Annotated in this window: 16 protein-coding genes and 1 pseudogene; 7 read left to right on the top strand and 10 right to left on the bottom strand. The window is 70.9% G+C overall.

Going from position 1 to position 17,591, the window contains the following annotated elements; translation table 11 throughout:
- Window positions 1-79 precede the first annotated feature (79 nt).
- On the bottom strand, window positions 80-1,372 hold the full coding sequence (locus tag E5083_RS12225) for a helix-turn-helix domain-containing protein (protein WP_135785663.1): 1,293 nt from the start codon (window positions 1,370-1,372) through the stop codon (window positions 80-82).
- 212 nt (window positions 1,373-1,584) lie between these two features.
- Between E5083_RS12225 and E5083_RS12220 the strand changes: the two genes are divergently transcribed.
- Together E5083_RS12220 and E5083_RS12215 are read left to right on the top strand one after the other, a co-directional pair.
- Window positions 1,585-2,838, top strand: a complete 1,254-nt coding sequence (locus E5083_RS12220) for an SIR2 family protein (RefSeq protein ID WP_135785662.1) — start codon at window positions 1,585-1,587, stop codon at window positions 2,836-2,838.
- A gap of 55 nt (window positions 2,839-2,893) precedes the next feature.
- Window positions 2,894-4,216 (top strand): UDP-glucose dehydrogenase family protein, encoded by a 1,323-nt coding sequence (locus E5083_RS12215; RefSeq protein WP_135785661.1) that lies wholly within the window; start codon window positions 2,894-2,896, stop codon window positions 4,214-4,216.
- A 96-nt stretch (window positions 4,217-4,312) separates the two neighbouring features.
- Here the strand turns inward: E5083_RS12215 and E5083_RS12210 are convergent, their stop codons facing one another.
- Both E5083_RS12210 and yczE read right to left on the bottom strand, forming a co-directional pair.
- Entirely contained in the window at window positions 4,313-5,056 is a 744-nt protein-coding gene (locus E5083_RS12210; protein WP_135785660.1) for a phosphodiesterase, read from the bottom strand.
- A gap of 25 nt (window positions 5,057-5,081) precedes the next feature.
- The gene (gene yczE, locus E5083_RS12205) at window positions 5,082-5,735 is read right to left on the bottom strand and encodes a membrane protein YczE (RefSeq protein ID WP_244317481.1); all 654 of its coding nucleotides are present in this window, start codon (window positions 5,733-5,735) and stop codon (window positions 5,082-5,084) included.
- Window positions 5,736-5,852: 117 nt separating this feature from the next.
- Here yczE and yczR point away from each other — a divergent pair, with 117 nt between their 5' ends.
- The 3 genes from yczR (at window position 5,853) to E5083_RS12190 (ending at window position 8,029) form a co-directional block, all read left to right on the top strand.
- Window positions 5,853-7,244 carry a MocR-like transcription factor YczR gene (gene yczR / locus E5083_RS12200; RefSeq protein ID WP_135785659.1) on the top strand — a complete coding sequence of 464 codons (1,392 nt, stop codon included), beginning with the start codon at window positions 5,853-5,855 and terminating at the stop codon, window positions 7,242-7,244.
- Between the two features lie 66 nt (window positions 7,245-7,310).
- Window positions 7,311-7,514, top strand: coding sequence for a hypothetical protein (locus tag E5083_RS12195; protein WP_135785658.1), 204 nt, complete (start codon window positions 7,311-7,313; stop codon window positions 7,512-7,514).
- Window positions 7,511-8,029 (top strand): putative immunity protein, encoded by a 519-nt coding sequence (locus tag E5083_RS12190; protein WP_135785657.1) that lies wholly within the window; start codon window positions 7,511-7,513, stop codon window positions 8,027-8,029. Before E5083_RS12195 ends, E5083_RS12190 begins: the two co-directional genes overlap by 4 nt.
- Window positions 8,030-8,191: 162 nt before the next feature.
- Here E5083_RS12190 and E5083_RS12185 read toward each other — a convergent pair whose 3' ends face one another.
- From E5083_RS12185 to E5083_RS12170, 4 genes are all read right to left on the bottom strand, one after another.
- Window positions 8,192-9,946: an NAD+ synthase gene (locus tag E5083_RS12185; protein WP_167513521.1), complete on the bottom strand. Its 1,755-nt coding sequence runs from the start codon at window positions 9,944-9,946 to the stop codon at window positions 8,192-8,194.
- Window positions 9,947-10,029: 83 nt separating this feature from the next.
- Window positions 10,030-11,970: a S53 family peptidase gene (locus E5083_RS12180; protein ID WP_135785655.1), complete on the bottom strand. Its 1,941-nt coding sequence runs from the start codon at window positions 11,968-11,970 to the stop codon at window positions 10,030-10,032.
- A 198-nt stretch (window positions 11,971-12,168) separates the two neighbouring features.
- Window positions 12,169-12,801 (bottom strand): DUF305 domain-containing protein, encoded by a 633-nt coding sequence (locus E5083_RS12175; RefSeq protein WP_135785654.1) that lies wholly within the window; start codon window positions 12,799-12,801, stop codon window positions 12,169-12,171.
- Window positions 12,798-13,472, bottom strand: coding sequence for a DUF3105 domain-containing protein (locus E5083_RS12170; protein ID WP_135785653.1), 675 nt, complete (start codon window positions 13,470-13,472; stop codon window positions 12,798-12,800). The genes E5083_RS12175 and E5083_RS12170 overlap by 4 nt, the downstream gene beginning before the upstream one ends.
- Window positions 13,473-13,598: 126 nt before the next feature.
- On the opposite strand from E5083_RS12170, the gene E5083_RS12165 reads away from it, so the two are divergent.
- Entirely contained in the window at window positions 13,599-14,042 is a 444-nt protein-coding gene (locus tag E5083_RS12165; RefSeq protein ID WP_135785652.1) for an RrF2 family transcriptional regulator, read from the top strand.
- Here the strand turns inward: E5083_RS12165 and E5083_RS12160 are convergent.
- Window positions 14,039-15,199, bottom strand: coding sequence for a globin domain-containing protein (locus E5083_RS12160; protein ID WP_135785651.1), 1,161 nt, complete (start codon window positions 15,197-15,199; stop codon window positions 14,039-14,041). The genes E5083_RS12165 and E5083_RS12160 overlap by 4 nt on opposite strands.
- Before the next feature lie 264 nt (window positions 15,200-15,463).
- Here E5083_RS12160 and E5083_RS12155 point away from each other — a divergent pair, with 264 nt between their 5' ends.
- Window positions 15,464-16,825, top strand: a complete 1,362-nt coding sequence (locus E5083_RS12155) for a glutamine synthetase family protein (RefSeq protein WP_030807800.1) — start codon at window positions 15,464-15,466, stop codon at window positions 16,823-16,825.
- A 9-nt stretch (window positions 16,826-16,834) separates the two neighbouring features.
- On the opposite strand, the gene E5083_RS12150 is transcribed toward E5083_RS12155, so the two are convergent.
- Window positions 16,835-17,248: a VOC family protein gene (locus tag E5083_RS12150; RefSeq protein ID WP_135785650.1), complete on the bottom strand. Its 414-nt coding sequence runs from the start codon at window positions 17,246-17,248 to the stop codon at window positions 16,835-16,837.
- Window positions 17,245-17,532: pseudogene (locus tag E5083_RS12145) on the bottom strand (VOC family protein); the annotation flags it as partial. The gene E5083_RS12150 and the pseudogene E5083_RS12145, both read right to left, overlap by 4 nt.
- Window positions 17,533-17,591: the final 59 nt, after the last annotated feature.

Raw genomic sequence — 17,591 nt, 5'->3', positions numbered from 1 at the left:
ACTGCCGCACCACCAACGGGCAGCCCGCCGGCCCTTCCCCCTACCGGCGGGCTGCCCTGTGGGTGCCGGGCTCGGCGGGCTACTCCGCCGGGCCCGCGGCCGCCACCAGTTCGCGTACGCCCGTCACCTTCGGGTGTCGGGACCGCAGGTCGCTGACGATCTGCCGGATCGCGGGCCGGTCGCGGACTTCGCCCGGAGAGACCCGTACCGCCGACAGCAGTTCGGCGGCCGTCTGCTCCGCCTTGCCCCACTGCCACCACGCCCGCCCCAGGTCGGTGTGCATCCTGCCCTTGCGCTCGGCGGTGGTGAACTGCCCCTCGCGCAGCCCCCGGCCGGCCTCCAGTGCGGCGCCCGCGTCCCCGAGGGCCCAGTGCACGCCGACGGAGTACAGGTCCACCGCTGCCGGGGTGATGGGGAAGAGCCGCCCCCGTGGGGACACGCCGGGAAGCGCGCGAGCGGCCAGCGCGGCGTCGCGGATCATGGTGAGGGCCTGGTCACGAGCCCCGGCGCGTGCCGCGGTGTACGAGGTGGTGCACAGCATCTGCGCGTACGCCGAGCGCTGCGCGTCCGTACGCAGCCCGGTCTCCTCGACCTTGGCCACGGCATCGAGGATGTGGCGCTCGGCAGCGGCGGGCTGGTCCTGGTGGCGCAGCACGATGCTCAGCTCCCGAGCCGCGGCGGCAGCGGCGAGCGGCGACCCCGACCACTCCGCGTACAGCGCCGCACGATCCGCGGCGAGCCGGGAGTCCCCGTAGCGGCCGACCTTCGTCAGCACCCGGCCGGCCAGACTGTAGGCGGTCGAGAGGCGGGCGAGCGCCAGCTCCTCGTGCGCGGGTGACGCGGCGTGACTGGCATCGGCGAGCAGACCCGGCAGCACGCGCAGCAACTCGGCGTTCTGTCCGGCGTCGAAGAGGCCGCGGGCGGCGGCAAGCCGTGAGTCGAGAGGTACGGGCGACCCGGTGGGATCGGGAATGCTCGCCAGCGCGTCGCTCACCCCCGCCAGAAGGGAAGCCGGAACCGCCAGGCCGGTGGCGGTGAGCAACCTGCGGCGGCGCATGGGGTCCTCCTCGGCACAGCGTGGCCCGTCCGGCGCAACTCTAGTCGCTGGAAAGCCGGTTAAGCCGAGTGACGCAGCCAGGACATGCGCCGGGATTTCCACGGCCCTGGCAGCGCTCATGAGCATGTCGAAGTCGGCCTTCCGTCCCCTTCGCTCCAGCCGGGAGACGGTGGCGGCCGAGCATCCGATCCGGGCACCGAGGTCTTCCAGACGCCAGCCACGTCCCACCCGGCCGATCCGGATCAGTCCGCCGGGGTCCTGCTGCCGCACACAGCAACGGGCCTCTTCGGACACCCAGAGACGAACCGCGTTCATCCGGCTTCTCCCGCGCGAAGACCCGACACCGTACGGGCACCCACCGTAGAGACTCGGCGGCTCTGCGTGTACGCCGTCCGCAGGTTTCCTGCCCGAACTTGCAGATGCTGCAAGGCGTTTGCACGCCCTGCCAGTCGATCACCACGGCCGTCATGCCGGTGATGTCCTCGGACAGCGCCCAGAGGTGTCACTCACCCACCGAGGAGAACGAGATGTTCCTTCCCCACCCCGTGATCGATCAGCTCGACGAGAGCCAGGAAGCGGCCTGGCACGAGCACTTCGCAGGCACCGGCCGCGAGCGGCCCCGCGCGATCGAGGAGGGAGTCTGGCGCCGGACACAGGACCCGGCCAACGCGGGGCAATCGGGCTGGACCGAGGGCGAGAACGGGCGCCGGCGCGTCGTCCACTACCGCTACCGGTTCGACATCGACTACACCTTCCCCGTCCCGCGCCTGGTCCTCGCCGACCTGTACCTGTACGCGTCGGTACGCGCCCCGAAAGCCGAGATCGACGCGTACCGCAGTGACGTGCGGGCCTGGCTCGCCGAGGGCCGCTGGCGGCAGACGGGCGACGACGTGTGGTCCAAGGGCGACCTGCGGGTCACCGTCACCCCCTACGACGTCCACCCCCAGGACGAGCGTGCCTCGCGGGACACCCCCGAGGGGTTCCGCTCGTTGGACGTGGTGTTCGTGTCCGAGGACTTCCAAGTGACGCGCACCGTCCGGCAGATGCCGTGGAACGTGCTGTCGGGCGGCATCCGCGTCAGGGACAGGCGCGGCAACCCGACGTACGCGGACGACCTGGGCGAACTGAAGAACCATCTGCCGTTCCAGGTCGAGCTGGGCTGCGGCACGAGTGTCGAGGCCGGGGTGCCCCCGCTGCACTTCCTGCACCGGGTGTACCGGGTCACCGAGCGCACCGACGACGTCATGAAGGAGACGCACCCCTTTGTCCTGAGCCCGCAGCAGGACTCCCTGGTCAGGGAGATGCTGCTCGACGCCACCGCGAAGACGGACGAACTGGTCGCGATGTTCCGCGCGAGCTTCCTCGCCCGGCCGACGGCCGCGCACCATGCGTTGAAGGCCCTGCACGACGCCGGGCACCTGGTGGGCCCGGTGTTCCAGCACAACTTCGACCTGCTCGCCGCGCGAGCCGGGCTCACCGAGTGCTTCGTACGCCGCTACGACCAGAAGATCCCGCCCGTACCGCTCCTGGCCGAGGCCAAGGCACTCCTGGTGATCGGTCTGCACGCCGACCGCCGGTCGATCGAGAAGCGTGCCCGGGAGCGGGGGATGAAGGTGTTCTTCGTGGACACCGAGGGACTTCAGGAGTTCGGCCGATATCTGCCCTACCCCTTGGAGGGCCCGCAGGACGGCGACGTGATCGTGCGGGCCGAGGCCATTCCCACGCTGGTCGAGCTGTGCCGCCAACTCGGCGTGGAACTCCCGGTCCAGTCCTGCCGATAGCGTGCGGGGGTCCGCCGAGTCCGGTGGGCCCCCGACCAGACGAGGACGAACTGCGATGCGCGTTTCCGTGATCGGCTGTGGACACCTCGGCATCCCGCACGCGGCGGCGATGGCGGAACTCGGCCACGAGGTGATCGGCGTGGATGTCGACCGGGCCAAGGTCGACCGGCTCAACGCCGGTGAGTGCCCCATCTACGAGGCCGGGTTGCCGGAGCTGCTCACCCGTCACACCGCGAGCGGACGCCTGCGCTTCACCACCGACATGGGCGAGGCCGCCGGCTTCGCCGAGCTGCACTTCATCGGCGTGGGCACCCCCATCGACGCCGACGGCCGCTCGTACGACACCGCGCAGGTCTTCGGCACGATCCGCCGGCTGGCCCCGCATCTTGGCCGCCCCTGCACCATCGTGGGCAAGAGCACCGTCTCCGTGGGCACCACCGCGCAGGTCATCGCCCTCGCCCAGCGGCTCGCCCCGGCGGGGAAGGGCGTGGAGGTCGTGTGGAACCCCGAGTTCCTGCGCGAGGGCCACGCCGTGGAGGACACCCTCCGCCCGGACCGCCTCATCGCCGGTGTCACCACCGCCGAGGGCGAGAAGGCGATCCGCGCCGTGTACGCCGGGATCATCGACGCCGGTGTGCCGATCTTCATCACGGACCCGGAGACCGCCGAACTCGCCAAGGGCGCCGCGAACACGTACCTCGGTCTGAAGATCAGCTACATCAACGCCGTCGCCGACATGTGCGAGGCCGCGGGCGGCGACGTCGCCCGGATCGTGGACATCCTCGGCATCGACCCGCGGATCGGCAGCGGGGGAATGCGTCCGGGCATCGGCTACGGCGGGGGGTGCCTGCCCAAGGACGTACGCGCCTTCACCGCCTCCGCGCGGGCCCTGGGCGCAGACGCCGCAGCCTCCCTCCTGCGGGCAGCGGAGGTGATCAACGAGCAGCGTACGGATGTCGCCCTCGGGCTCATCACCCGCGCCCTGGGCGAGCGGCCGGTCAGTGGTGCCCGGATCACCGTGTGGGGCGCCGCGTTCAAGCCGGGCACCAACGATGTCCGCGAATCCCCCGCCCTCGCCCTGGCCCAGGCTCTCCAGCAGGCGGGCGGGGTCGTCACCGTGCACGACCCGCAGGCCGTGCCCACGGCGATGGTCCGCAACCCGGAACTGGAGTACACCGACCACCTGGCGGACTCCCTCGACGGCGCCGACCTCGTCGTACTCGCCACCGAGTGGCCCGAGTACCGGCAGGCCGACCCCCGCTCCCTGGCCGGCCGACCGGCCAGCACCCTCCTCGTCGACTGCCGCGCCACCCTGGACCCCGAGCCCTGGCGAGCGGCGGGCTGGACCGTCCACCAGCTCGGGCGCCCGGAGAAGTAGCCGGGTTCGATTCCGTCGCCCAGGTCCCAGTCCCGGATCGCCGAGTAGCGCCCGTACTCGCCGATGGCGACGGTCACTTCGCCAAGCGTCCCTCTCTCAGACCACGACCCGGTAGTGGGTGGTAAGGCGTCCGTCGTCGTGCAGGACGTGGAAGGCGATGCCGGGGGGCTGGTCGTGGTCTGTGAGGTCGTTGCCTTGCCAGGGCATTCTCAGGGTCCAGGTGACCGCGGGGGCGATGATCAGGGGGCGGCCGGCGAAGGTGGAGGCGGCCGCCGTGTGGGCGTGGCCGGTCAGGACGGCGACGACCTGGGGGTGCGTCTCCAGCAGGGTGGCGAGTTGGCCGGGCTGTTCCAGCCTGATGGAGTCGAGGAACGGGTGGTGGAGTTCGACCGGTGGGTGATGGAAGGCGACCAGTGCCGGGGTGTCCCGTGGCAGGCCGGCGAGAGTGGTGTCCAGCCAGTCGAGCGTCGCCGCGTCGAGACGTCCCTCGTCACGGCCGGGGATGCTGGAGTCGCACATCAGCACGGCGGTCCCGGCGATGTCGTGCAGCCGGTTGAAGGGAGCGTCGTCGGGCGCCTCGCCGAGCAGAGCTTTGCGGTAGGCCGTACGCACGTCATGGTTTCCGGGCAGGGTGAGCACCGGGAAGGGGGCCGTCAGGATGCGGGCTGCCTGCTCGTACTCGGACTCCTCGCCGTGATCGGCTATGTCCCCGGTGACCAGGACCGCGTCGACCGGGCGAGGCAGGGCCCGCAGGTGGTCCATGACGCGCTCGGCGCGCCGGGTGGCCCGCTCGCTGCCGTCCAGGTGCAGATCACTGATCTGGGCGAGTAGCAGCGTCATCTTCGTCCTCTCACAGGGGGAGTGTTCATCGGGTGGGCCCGCCGTCCGCCTCGCCGATGGGAAGGCGAACCGTCACCCGGGGAAGGAAGAGGCCGACGAGGGGTCCCATGCACAGCGTGACGAGCACGGTCCCGGCCCCGAGGGTTCCGCCCATGAGCCAGCCGGCGCCGGCGACAGCGACGTCGATGCCGGTGCGTACCGCGGCGATGGGCAGGCGGGTGAGCCGGACAAGGCCGGTCATGATCCCGTCGCGGGGGCCGGAGCCGAACTGCGCACCGAGGTAGAGCGCGTCGAAGAAGGCCAGAGCGACGAGGCCGAGTACGAGGTACGCGATCCCGGTGAGTGTCCCCTGCGGGCGCGGGAGGACGGCCGCGGTGGCATCCGCGGCGAAGCCGACGACGGCGACGTTGAGAAGTGTGCCGAGGCCGGGCAGTTCCCGCAGCGGAATCCACGCCAGAAGTACCGTCAGGGAGATGAGGTTCGTCGCCCACCCGAACGAGACCCCGAGGGTCGTGGCGGTGCCCTCGGTCAGCACATTCCAGCCGGCTGCTCCCAGCCCGGACCGGACGAGCGTCATCACGGCGGCCCCGTACCCCACCAGGCCCACCAGAAGCTGGAGTACGCGACGCGTCGTACGGCCCGCTCTGAACTGGGCGAGCGCGTTCAATCGGGTGAGCACAGGCTGGTGATGAGGCGCCCGGACAGGAACGTCCGCAGCGGAGGCGGGAGATGGCATGCGGCCAGCCTGCGAGCATCTGGACCTCGATTCCATGGCCAGATTGCTTATGCTGGCGCCGTGAAGGTAAGTGCGCACGCCGTGGCACGCATGCTCGGGACATGGCAGGAGGGGCCTGGGCCGGCGCATCAGCGCCTCTCCGACCGGCTGCGGCTCCTGGTCCTGGACGGACGTCTCCCTCTCGGGTCGGCCCTGCCGGGCGAGCGTGACCTGGCCACCGCGCTCTCCACCAGCAGAACCACCGTCGGTGCCGCCTACCGCACCCTGGTCGATCAGAGATACGTCGCCACCCGGGCACGGGCCAGGGCGACGGTGCGGCTGCCCGACGACCCACCGCCCGAGCGCAGGAGCGCCGCGGGTCCGTCGGCCATCGACCTGTCCTTCGCCGCTCCGCCCGCGCCCGTCGAGATCCTCCACACCGCGTTCGCGACCGCGCTCGAACAACTGCCACGGCACTTCGAGCGGCACGGCTACGACCGGTACGGCATCGCGGAGCTGCGGGAAGCGGTGGCCGGCTGGTACCGGCGGCGCTCCCTGCCCACAGCCCCCGACCACATCCTGATCACCAATGGCGCGCAGCACGCGCTCGCCCTTCTCGCGCGTACCCTTCTGTCTCCGCGCGACCGGGTCCTGATCGACCATCCGACCTATCCGCATGCGATCAGTACGTTCACCGAGGCCCGTGCCCGGCTGCTCGCGGTCGCCGTGACGCCTTCCGGCTGGGACACCGCACATCTCCAGGAAGCGGCCCGCAGTGCGAACCTGGCCTACCTGATACCGGACTTCCACAATCCGACAGGGCTGTGCATGCCCACGAGCGCCCGCGCCAGGCTCCGGCTCGCCTGCCCCACGGTCGTCGACGAGACCATGACCGACCTGGCCCTGGAGGGAGCAAGCCCGGAACCCTTCGCGCTGCACATGCCGACCGCGATCAGCATCGGCTCGGTGTCCAAGAGCATCTGGGGCGGCCTGCGCATCGGCTGGATTCGGGCGACCCCGTCTCTCCTCGAACGCGTCCAGCAGACCCGGCACGCCACGGACCTCGGCACCCCGGTCGTCGAACAGCTCGCCACGGCCGTACTCCTGAACGAGCACCAGACCCGGCGCCCAGACACACTCCGGCAACTGCGTTCGCAACGCGACGCACTGTGCGAGGCACTCGCCGAGAACCTGCCGGAGGTCCGGACCCGCCGACCCGACGGCGGCGTCACCCTGTGGGCGACCTTCCCCGAGCCCATCAGCTCACGGCTGGCAGCGATCGCGCCGGACCACGGAGTGACCATCGCGGCCGGGCCACGCTTCGGAATCGGCGGCGCGTTCGAACGCAACATCCGACTGCCCTACACCCTCCCGCCCGGCCGACTGACCCAGGCGATCGACCGACTGGCACTGGCCCAGCGAGCACTTGCCCGAGGCGCCACCGGTACCCACACCCCCGCCCCGGTTGCGTGAGCGCCGACAACGCGGCAAGTCCACACACCCAAGTACGCTGCCCAGAAAGCCTGTTCAGGAGGGGTCATGGCGAAGGTCACCATCAGTCTGGACGCCGATCTGGCCATCGAGGTCATGCTGCTGGCCGGTACGAAGAGTCCGCAGGACGCGGTTGAGCTGATCGTCCGGGACTACCTCGAACGGGGGCACCGCACGGAGGCCCGTACCGGGAACGCCGCCGATCAGGACCGGCTCGCGGACCGGCGGTCGGCGCCGGAAGAGGGGCGATGAGTGCGGAGGCCGTGCTGAGCAAGGACGATCTTCGTGCGGTCACCGGTTTCGCCGCCGCTTCCGCCGAGACCGTGCTCGGGATCTTCGAGGCCGATCAGCCCGACGACTCACGGCCCCGCGACGCCATCGCCGCCGCCTGGGCGTTCGCGCGCGGCGGCGAACGGGGGAAGGCGCTGCGCGACACGGCGTGGGCGGCGCTCAAGGCGGCCCGGAGCGCGCACACCGCCGCTGGACAGGAGGCCGCGCGGGCGGCGATGGCCGCGGCCGGGGCCGCCTACCTGCATCCGCTGGCCAAGGCCACGCAGGTCAAGCACATCCTCGGGTCCGGGGCCCATGCGGCGAGGGCGGCCGAGCTGGCCGCCGTGGAGAGCGGCCACCTCGAGCGGACCGTGCGGCGGGCGACACCCGAAGTCATCGACGTGCTCAGGCGCTACCCGCCCGCCCCCGACGGCGGCGGCCGGGTGGGCGAACTGACCCGCCTGCTGGACACCGCCCTACGCACCCGCCCCGAGTAGCCACGCCCGCTCGCGCCTCCGCCCGAGCAGCCACGCCCGCTCCCGCCTGCGTACCCACCCGGCGTAGCGACGCCAGCTCCGGCCGCCCGCCCCGACCAGCTACACCCGCTCGCGCCCCCGCCCGAGCACGCCCGCTCCCGCCTGCGTACCCGCCCCGAATACCTACGCCCTCTCCCGCCACCCATTGGTGATCGGCAGTCGCCGGTCCTTCCCGAAGCCCTTCGGGGAGATCTTCGTACCCGGCGGGTACTGCCGCCGTTTGTACTCCGCCGTGTCGACCATGCGGAGGATGCGGACGACGAGGTCGCGGTCGAAGCCCGCGGCGACGATCGCGTCGGCGCCCTGGTCGTGGTCGACGTAGAGGTCGAGGATGGCGTCGAGGACGGGGTAGTCCGGGAGGGAATCCGTGTCGACCTGGCCGGGGCGCAGCTCGGCGCTGGGGGGCTTGGTGATGGAGTTCGAGGGGATCGGCGGGGTCTCGCCGCGCTCCTCGGCCGCGCGGTTGCGGTAGCGGGCGAGCCGGAAGACCGAGGACTTGTAGACGTCCTTGATCGGGCCGTACGCGCCCACCGAGTCGCCGTACAGGGTCGAATACCCCACCGCCAGCTCGGACTTGTTGCCCGGTGCCAGTACGAGCTGGCCCTCCTGGTTGGACACCGCCATCAGCAGCGTGCCGCGCAGCCGGGACTGGAGGTTCTCCTCCGCGAGCCCGCTCAAATCCAGCGCGCCCATGTACGCGTCGAACATCGGCTCGATCGACACCGTACGGAAGTGCAGCCCCGTACGCCGGGCCAGCTCGGCCGCGTCGCTCCGGGAGTGCTCGGAGGAGTACTTGGACGGCATCGAGATCCCGTACACGTTCTCCGCGCCCACCGCGTCACACGCGATCGCGGCCACCAGCGCCGAGTCGATGCCCCCGGACAGCCCGATCAGCACCGAGCGGAAGCCGTTCTTGGTGATGTACGCCCGCAGTCCCGTCACCAGCGCGCCGTACATCTCCGCGTCGTCGTCCAGCCGCTCGGCGTAGCCGCCGAGGTACTCCGGCTCGTACGACGGCACGGGCTCGGTGGAGAGGACCACGCGGTCGATGCGCAGACCGTCGTCCACGACCCCCGTGGGCGCGTCCGGGTCGGCGGCGGGCAGGTCCAGGTCGAGCAGCAGGCAGGTCTCCTCGAACTGCGGCGCCCGCGCGATCACCTCGCCGTCCGCGCCGACCACGATGGAGTCGCCGTCGAAGACCAGCTCGTCCTGGCCGCCGGTCATGGCGAGGTAGGCGGTGGTGCAGCCCGCCTCCTGGGCCCGCTTGCGGACCAGTTCCAGGCGGGTGTCGTCCTTGTCCCGCTCGTACGGCGAGGCGTTCACCGAGAGCAGCAGACCCGCGTGGGCCGAACGGGCGGCGGGGACGCGGCCGCCGTCCTGCCAGAGGTCCTCGCAGATGGCGAGGGCCACGTCCACCCCGCGCACCCGGATCACCGGCATGGTGTCGCCGGGCACGAAGTAGCGGAACTCGTCGAAGACGCCGTAGTTCGGCAGGTGGTGCTTGGCGAAGGTGAGGGCCACCTCGCCCCGGTACAGCACGGCCGCCGCGTTCTGCGGGGCACCGGCCGGCTGGCCGTATCTCGGCTGCGCGGTCGCCGAGCGGTCGAGGTAGCCGAGGACCACCGGCACCTCGCCGAGCCCCTCTTCCGCCAGCCGGGCGGCCAGCGAGCGCACGGCGGCGCGGGAGGCTTCGACGAAGGACGAGCGCAGGGCGAGGTCCTCCACGGGATACCCGGTCAGCACCATCTCCGGGAACGCGACCAGCTGCGCTCCCGCCTCGGCCGACTGCCGGACCCGGCGGACGACGGACTCGGTGTTGCCGGCGATGTCGCCGACCCGGGCATCGATCTGATTCAGGGCGAGACGAAGTTGAGGCACCCCGCCAGTGTAATCGTCACTAAGACGCGATGGGGGGCGTGAGGTGTCCGACACCCCACGCCCCCGTCACCGGCCGAAGCCGGTCAGTGGCCCTTGTACGACTGCACGTAGCCGTTCGAGGGCGAGCCCACGCCGGTCACGTCGTCGTAGCCCTTGACCGCGTGCAGCGAGCTGTCCTTGCCGAGGACGCGCACCGAGGTGGCCAGGCCGCCCGAGGCGTCCAGACCGTTCACGAAGTCGGTACGGGCCACCGCCAGGCCGGAGCCCGTCGGGTTGTCGGTGACGTCGTGGAAGACGCCCTTCTTGCCGTACCGCTGGTAGATCGACGGGTTGGCGAAGCCGATCGCCTTGCCGCCGCGCGCCTCCTGCGCCAGCGCCTGCACGGCCGCGATCACCGGCGCGGCCAGCGAGGTGCCGCCGATGCGGTACTCGCTGTAGCGCTGGGTCCCGTCCGGGAAGGTCTGGGTCTGGCCGACCAGGAAGCCGGTGTTCGGGTCGGCGATGGCCGCGATGTCCGGGACGACGCGGTTGCCGGCCTTGTTGTTGGCCGTGGCCAGCTTCTTCGGGACGATGCCCTGCTGGTAGTACGGCTGCGGCACGGTCTTGCTGGTGCCGCCGCCCGCGCCCGAGGTGAAGGCGCCGGGGAAGGCGTCCCAGCTCTTGCCGTCGGCCGACAGGTTGGCCTTCTGGGTGCCCCAGCCGGTCTCCCACTGGTATGTGTCGCCCTTGCCGACCGCCAGCGAGGTACCGCCGACCGCCGTCACCCAGGCCGAGTTGGCGGGGGTGTCGACCTGCTTCACGCCCGAGGCGGCGACCTGGTCGCCGTCGTCGCCGGAGGAGAAGTAGAAGCCGATGCCCTGCACCGCGCCGAACTGGAACACCTGGTCGTAGGCGGCGGCCAGGTCGGGCGTCTGGTTGCCCTCCACATCGCCCCAGGAGTTGGAGACGATGTCGGCGAGGTGGTTGTCGACGATCTTGCTGAGCGAGTCCAGCAGGTCGTCGTCGTAGCAGGACGCGGCGCCCACGTAGGTGACGTCCGCGTTCGGCGCGACCGCGTGCACGGCCTCGACGTCGAGGGTCTCCTCGCCGTACCAGCCGGAGGCCCCGCACTCCTCGGTCTTGGTGTAGTCGGCCGGCAGCACCTGGTGGAGCTGGCCGGTCTTCCACGCCGCGTCGCCGTGCTTCTTGGCGTAGGAGCCCGCGTCGAAGGCGATGGTCGGCGAGGCGTACGCGTCCGTGATGGCGATGCGCACGTGCTTGCCGGTGTACTTGCCCGCGCCGTAGGCCGGCCGGAGCTGCTTGCCGGTGTAACCCTGGATCGCGTACGGGATCTTGTGGCCGTACGCGGACGGCAGGCTGCTCGCGGTCTTCGAGCCGAAGTAGCTCGAGAACGGACCGGCGTTCTTGAACACCGCGTCCGGCGGCGGCAGTTGCTCGTCGTGGTCCGACTTGTGCGGCGCGTTGTCCAGGCCGGACACGGTGAGCACGGCGCCCTTGAGCGAGGCGGGCGCGGAGGCGGACTTCGCCGGGGCGCGGTAAGTGTGCTTGCCCTTGGCGTAGTTGTGGAGCTGGGTGCCGAACGCCTTCTCGGCGGCGGCCACGTCACCGGAGACGGAGACGTAGTGCGCGGTGACCCCGGTGACCGTCAGACCGGCCGACTTCAGCCAGGACTTGACGGCGGTCACCTGGGCCTTGGTGGCCCCGAAGCGGGCCTGCGCCTGCTTGGCGCTGAGGTGCTTGCCGTACAGCGGCGAGGACGGGTCGGAGACGGCCTTGGCGTAGGCCGCCAGCCCGGCCGCGTCCCGCCCCGCCAGGTAGACGCGGGCGTTGACGCGGGCGCTGTCGGCGGCGGCGCCCTTGTCCGCGTTCGCCGTGGCCCACAGCGGCCGGGTGCCGGTCAGCGCGTTGCGCGCCGGTCCGTCCGCGTGGGCCGCGGGTATGCCGAGCGCCAGCGCCCCGGCGATCATCGGCAGCGTCGCCGCCATGCTCACACCGGCGCGCGTCTTGGCGCGGTTGGATCTCATAGAACCCCCTGCGATGCGTTGCGCATGCATGTCGTGGTCGGTACGTCGCGGATGCGCGCCGGTGAAGCGGCGGTGTCGACCGGCGTGGAGATCACACGATGGGGGCCACTCTGGCCGATGAACCGTTCATGTCAGGGGAAGCAAAAGGTCAAGAGAAGCTCAAGTAACCGTGAAAAGAGCTGACTTAATCGGGAGCCGTCACGAACGGGCGTGTGCGCCCCGCTTCTTGAGCATGTCCGCCATCAGCCGGATCTCGGACCGCTGGGCGTCCACCATCCCCCGCGCGAGCCGCTGTTCCGGCCCCGCCGCACACCGGGCCACACACCCCTCGGCCATGTGCACCCCGCCCTTGTGGTGCTCCGTCATGAGCTGGAGGTAGAACACCTCTGCCGCGCGCCCCTTCAGTGAACCCAGCTTGCGCAGATCGGAGTTGGTCGCCATGCCCGGCATCAGCGCGCCGTCCTGCCCCGGCGGCATGTCACCCATGCCCATCCAGGTCATCGGCGGCTCGGCGGACACCTTCGGCAGCCCCCACAGATCCAGCCAGCCCAGCAGCATCCCGCGCTGGTTGGCCTGGGTCTGCGCGATGTCGTACGCGAGCCGCCGCACCTCCTCGTCACCGGTGCGGTCGCGCACCAGATACGACATCTCCACGGCCTGCTGATGGTGCACGGCCATGTCCCGCGCGAACCCGGCGTCCGCCGACTCCGCGCCCGGCACCCTCACGGAGGCGGACGGCTGGTCCCCGGCCACCGCGTATCCCGCCGCGCCGGCACCCAGCACCGCCAGCACGGCGGCACCGGCCGCCAACCCGGCGTACCCGCGCCTCACTTCATGACCCCGCCGGTGCAGGAGGCGCCCGGCTCCGGAGTCTGCTTGCCCTGCACATAGGCGGCGAAGAACTTGTCGACCTCGGGGTCGGAGGCGCCCTTGACGCTCACCTGGTGCCCCCACGCCGACAGGATCAGCGGCGCGTCCTGGTCCGCGTACGGGCTCATCAGCGAGTACGGCGTCCGCTTCACCTTGGCCGCGAGCGCGTCCACGTCCGCCTTCTTCGCCTGGTCGGTGTACGTCACCCAGACCGCGCCGTGCTCCAGCGCGTGCACCGCGTTCTCGTCCCGCACCGGCTCCTGGTAGACGTCACCGTTGCAGTTGAGCCAGACCGGGTTGTGGTTCCCGCCGACGGGCGGGTGCATCGGGTACGTCACCTTGGTGCTGACGTGGGTCCGCGACAGCTTGCCGGACCAGGTGCGCACCCCCTCCTTGCCCGTGGTGAAGTGCCCGGAGCCGCCCTTGGCGTCGGCGGCCGTGTCCTTGCCGCCGCCCGAGTCCGACTGGGAGCGCACCAGCGCCACCCCGCCCACGACCAGCCCGGCGACGACCACCACGCTCGCGGCGACGGCCAGCACCCGGTTGCGGCGGGCGCGGGCCCGCTCGGCGCGCCGCATCTCCTCTATGCGCGCGGCGCGCGGAGAGACGGGGGTCTGCTGGTCGGTACCCATGGGGCGTGTCCTTCCGCGGAGCGGTCGTGAGGCCCGCTGATCGTAATCGGGAGAACGGGCCACAGGCAGGCAGGTGCGACAACCGGATAATTTGAACCGAGGATGCGTATTACCTACGCTTCCGGTATGCGGCTGTTGCGCTCCACCGATCTCGCCCTGCGTGTCCTGATGCGGCTCGCGGTGAGCGGCGACGCCAGCCCCACGACCCGGCAGGTGGCCGAGGACATGGGCGTGCCGTACACCCACACCGCCAAGGTCGTCGCCGAACTCCAGCACCTCGGCCTGCTGGCGGCCCGCCGGGGCCGGGGCGGGGGACTGGCCCTGACCGACCAGGGCCGTACCGCCTCCGTCGGCGCGGTCGTCCGGGTCTTCGAGGGCGACGGCGACGTGGTCGACTGCGAGGGCCCCACCCCCTGCCCCCTGAACTCCGCCTGCCGCCTGCGCGGCGCCCTGCGCCGGGCCCAGGAGGCGTTCTACGCCGCCCTGGACCCGGTCACGGTGGGAGACATGGTCGCCGACCCCACCGGCCCCCTGCTGCTGGGCATAGCCAGCGGCCCGCCCGGCTCTTAGCTGGCCAGCCAGAGGTCCGGCCCGAACACCTCGTAGTGGATGTCGGCCGGGGCCACGCCCTTCCCGATGAGCTGCGCCCGCACCGCCCGCATGAAGGGCAGCGGCCCGCACAGGTAGGCACGGGTGCCGGAGGGCACCGGAATGCCGGCCAGGTCCACCAGGCCGGTACGGGCGCCGTCGGCCGCGTCGCGCTCGTAGAAGAAGTGGCAGGCGGAGTCGGCCAGCTTCTCCGCGTACAGCTCGTGGTCGGCGCGCAGGGCGTGGTCGGCGGGGGAGCGGTCGCCGTGCACCACGGTGACCGGGCCGGGGTGGCCGTCCGCCGTGAGCGAGGCCAGCATCGCCACCATCGGGGTCACGCCGATACCGGCGGAGGCGAGCAGGAGGGGCCGGGAGCCGCCTTCCAGCACGAGATCGCCGTACGGCTCGGACAGCGTGAGCTTGTCACCGACCTCCGCGTGCGCGTGCAGGAAGGCGGAGACCTCGCCCTCGATCCGCTTCACGCTGATCTGCCGCAGCCCGGCACCGGGGGCGCCGGAGAGGCTGTACTGGCGGATCTGGTGCGCGCCGTCGGGCAGGTCGACGCCCACGGACACGTACTGCCCCGCGCGGAACCCGGACACCGGCCCGCCGTCCACCGGGCGCAGCCGCAGGGTGATCACGTCCGCCGTCTCCGGGACCCGCTCCACGACCTCCCACTCGCGCGTACCGCTCCCGCCGCTCTCCTCGTACAGCCCGCGCTCCAGGCCGATCAGGGTGCGGGCCATCAGCCAGTAGACCTCGTCCCAGGCGGCCGCGACCTCGGGGGTGACGGCGTCGCCGAGCACCTCGACGATGGCCGCGAAGAGGTGCTCGTGGACGACCTCGTACTGCTCGGGGGCGATGCCCAGGGAGGCGTGCTTGTGCGCGATGCGGCCGAGCATGGCGTCGGGGCGCTGGTCCGGGTGCTCCAGCAGCATCGTGGCGAAGGCGGCGATGGACCCGGCGAGGGCCTGCCTCTGGGCGCCGGACGCCTGGTTGCCCCGGTTGAACAGGTTCCGCAGCAGCTCGGGGTGGGCGGCGAAGAGCCGGGCGTAGAACCGCTCGGTGATCTCGCCGATGGCCGCGCCCACGGCGGGCAGGGTGGCGCGGACGGTCGCGGCGGAAGACGGGGACAGCATCGGGGCTCCTCCTTTAATTGGCATCTCAGATACCAATTAAAGCGCATGCCTCGCGGCCACCCGTTACGGAGGGGGCGGTGAGCATGCAAGATGGGCAGGGGAGAGGTGCGCCCGGCGTACGCGGGACGTTCAGTCCCCCGGCATCCGGCCGATCAAGGTCCGCAACGCGCGCGAAACGCCGATGTGGTGGGATGCTCAGGTGCCGACCGCCTCCCGTCGCACCACGGACAGGCGGCCTGACCAGCAAGGATGGGGAAGCGGAAGATGGACAAGCAGCAGGAGTTCGTGCTCCGGACCTTGGAGGAACGCGACATCCGGTTCGTACGCCTGTGGTTCACGGACGTGCTGGGCTTCCTCAAGTCCGTCGCCGTGGCCCCCGCGGAGCTTGAGCAGGCGTTCGACGAGGGCATCGGCTTCGACGGCTCGGCCATCGAGGGCTTCGCCCGCGTCTACGAGTCCGACATGATCGCCAAGCCGGACCCGTCCACGTTCCAGGTCCTGCCCTGGCGCGCGGAGGCCCCCGGTACGGCCCGCATGTTCTGCGACATCCTGATGCCGGACGGCTCCCCGTCCTTCGCCGACCCGCGCTACGTCCTCAAGCGCGCGCTGGCCCGCACCTCCGACCTGGGCTTCACCTTCTACACCCACCCGGAGATCGAGTTCTTCCTGCTGAAGAACAAGCCGACGGACGGCAGCCGGCCGACCCCGGCGGACAACTCCGGGTACTTCGACCACACCCCGCAGAACGTCGGCATGGACTTCCGCCGCCAGGCGATCACCATGCTGGAGTCGATGGGCATCTCGGTGGAGTTCTCCCACCACGAGGGCGGCCCCGGCCAGCAGGAGATCGACCTCCGCTACGCCGACGCGCTCTCCACGGCCGACAACATCATGACGTTCCGCCTGGTCATGAAGCAGGTCGCGCTGGAGCAGGGGGTCCAGGCGACCTTCATGCCGAAGCCGTTCTCGGAGTTCCCCGGCTCGGGCATGCACACCCACCTCTCCCTCTTCGAGGGCGACCGCAACGCGTTCTACGAGTCCGGCTCGGAGTACCAGCTCTCCAAGGTCGGCCGCTCCTTCATCGCGGGCCTGCTGCGGCACGCGGCGGAGATCTCGGCGGTCACCAACCAGTGGGTGAACTCCTACAAGCGCATCTGGGGCGGCTCGGAGCGCACGGCGGGCGCGGGCGGCGAGGCCCCCTCGTACATCTGCTGGGGCCACAACAACCGCTCGGCCTTGGTCCGCGTCCCGATGTACAAGCCCGGCAAGACCGGCTCGGCCCGAGTGGAAGTCCGCTCCTTGGACTCCGGCGCCAACCCCTACCTCGCCTACGCCGTCCTCCTGGCCGCCGGCCTCAAGGGCATCGAAGAGGGCTACGAACTCCCCCCGGGCGCCGAGGACGACGTCTGGGCCCTCTCCGATGCGGAACGCCGGGCGATGGGCATCGAACCCCTGCCCCAGAACTTGGGCGAGGCCCTCACCCTGATGGAACGCAGCGACCTGGTGGCGGAAACCCTAGGCGAACACGTCTTCGACTTCTTCCTCCGCAACAAGCGCCAGGAGTGGGAGGAGTACCGGAGCGAGGTAACAGCCTTCGAACTCCGCAAGAACCTCCCGGTCCTGTAACGGGGAAGTTCACCGAATGGGCTGCCCAATCCCGATCAAATTCCCCTCACTGTCCCGGAACCAGGCAGCCCATTCCCCCCGAGCCCCCTTGCTCGGATAATTCCCCTGGACTTCGGCAATCCCGCCCTCGGTCCGAAACCCAGGAGCCTCGACGTCCTCGAAGACAACTCCTCGCCCCCGAAGCTCGGCGAGGGTGGCTTCGAGGTCGTCGACCTCCCACCCCATCTGAGTAAAGGTGCCGGGGGAGGAGCCGGTGGACTGAAACAGCGCGAAGAACGAATCCCCGCACCGATAAAGCAGCCCACCGGGCCGCTCGTCGAACGGCTCCAGCCCCAGCTTCTCGGAATAGAACCGCCGAGCCCGCTCAAGATCCTGAGCAGGCAGCCGAGTAGCAACGGACCCGCGACTCAAGGCCCCGCTCACGACGCCTCCCCTGCGGCAAGCTGAGCGAGCACCCGATGAAGCGGCTCAGCGGCCCGCCGCCGATACTCCTGAATGGCCCACCCATTACCATCAGGATCGCGGAAGTACATAAAAGTCCCCCCGTCATGCTCCGAATACCGCACGGGCTCACTCACCTCAAGCCCCCGCCCCCGAAGCTCGGCATAAGCGGCATCAGCATCGGCAACACACAACTGAAGCCCGTGATAAGACCCAGGAACCGGCGTCCCAGTGGGCATATCCATCCCCTCCACCAGGGCAAGACTCATCTCCACGCGGCAACTCCTCCGTAGACCAGAACGGGCCGGGGCAAGCCCCCTCTACG

Source organism: Streptomyces bauhiniae (assembly GCF_004784475.1).
GTDB classification, from domain to species: Bacteria; Actinomycetota; Actinomycetes; order Streptomycetales; family Streptomycetaceae; genus Streptomyces; species Streptomyces seoulensis.
This window is presented reverse-complemented; position numbering and strand designations above follow the sequence as displayed.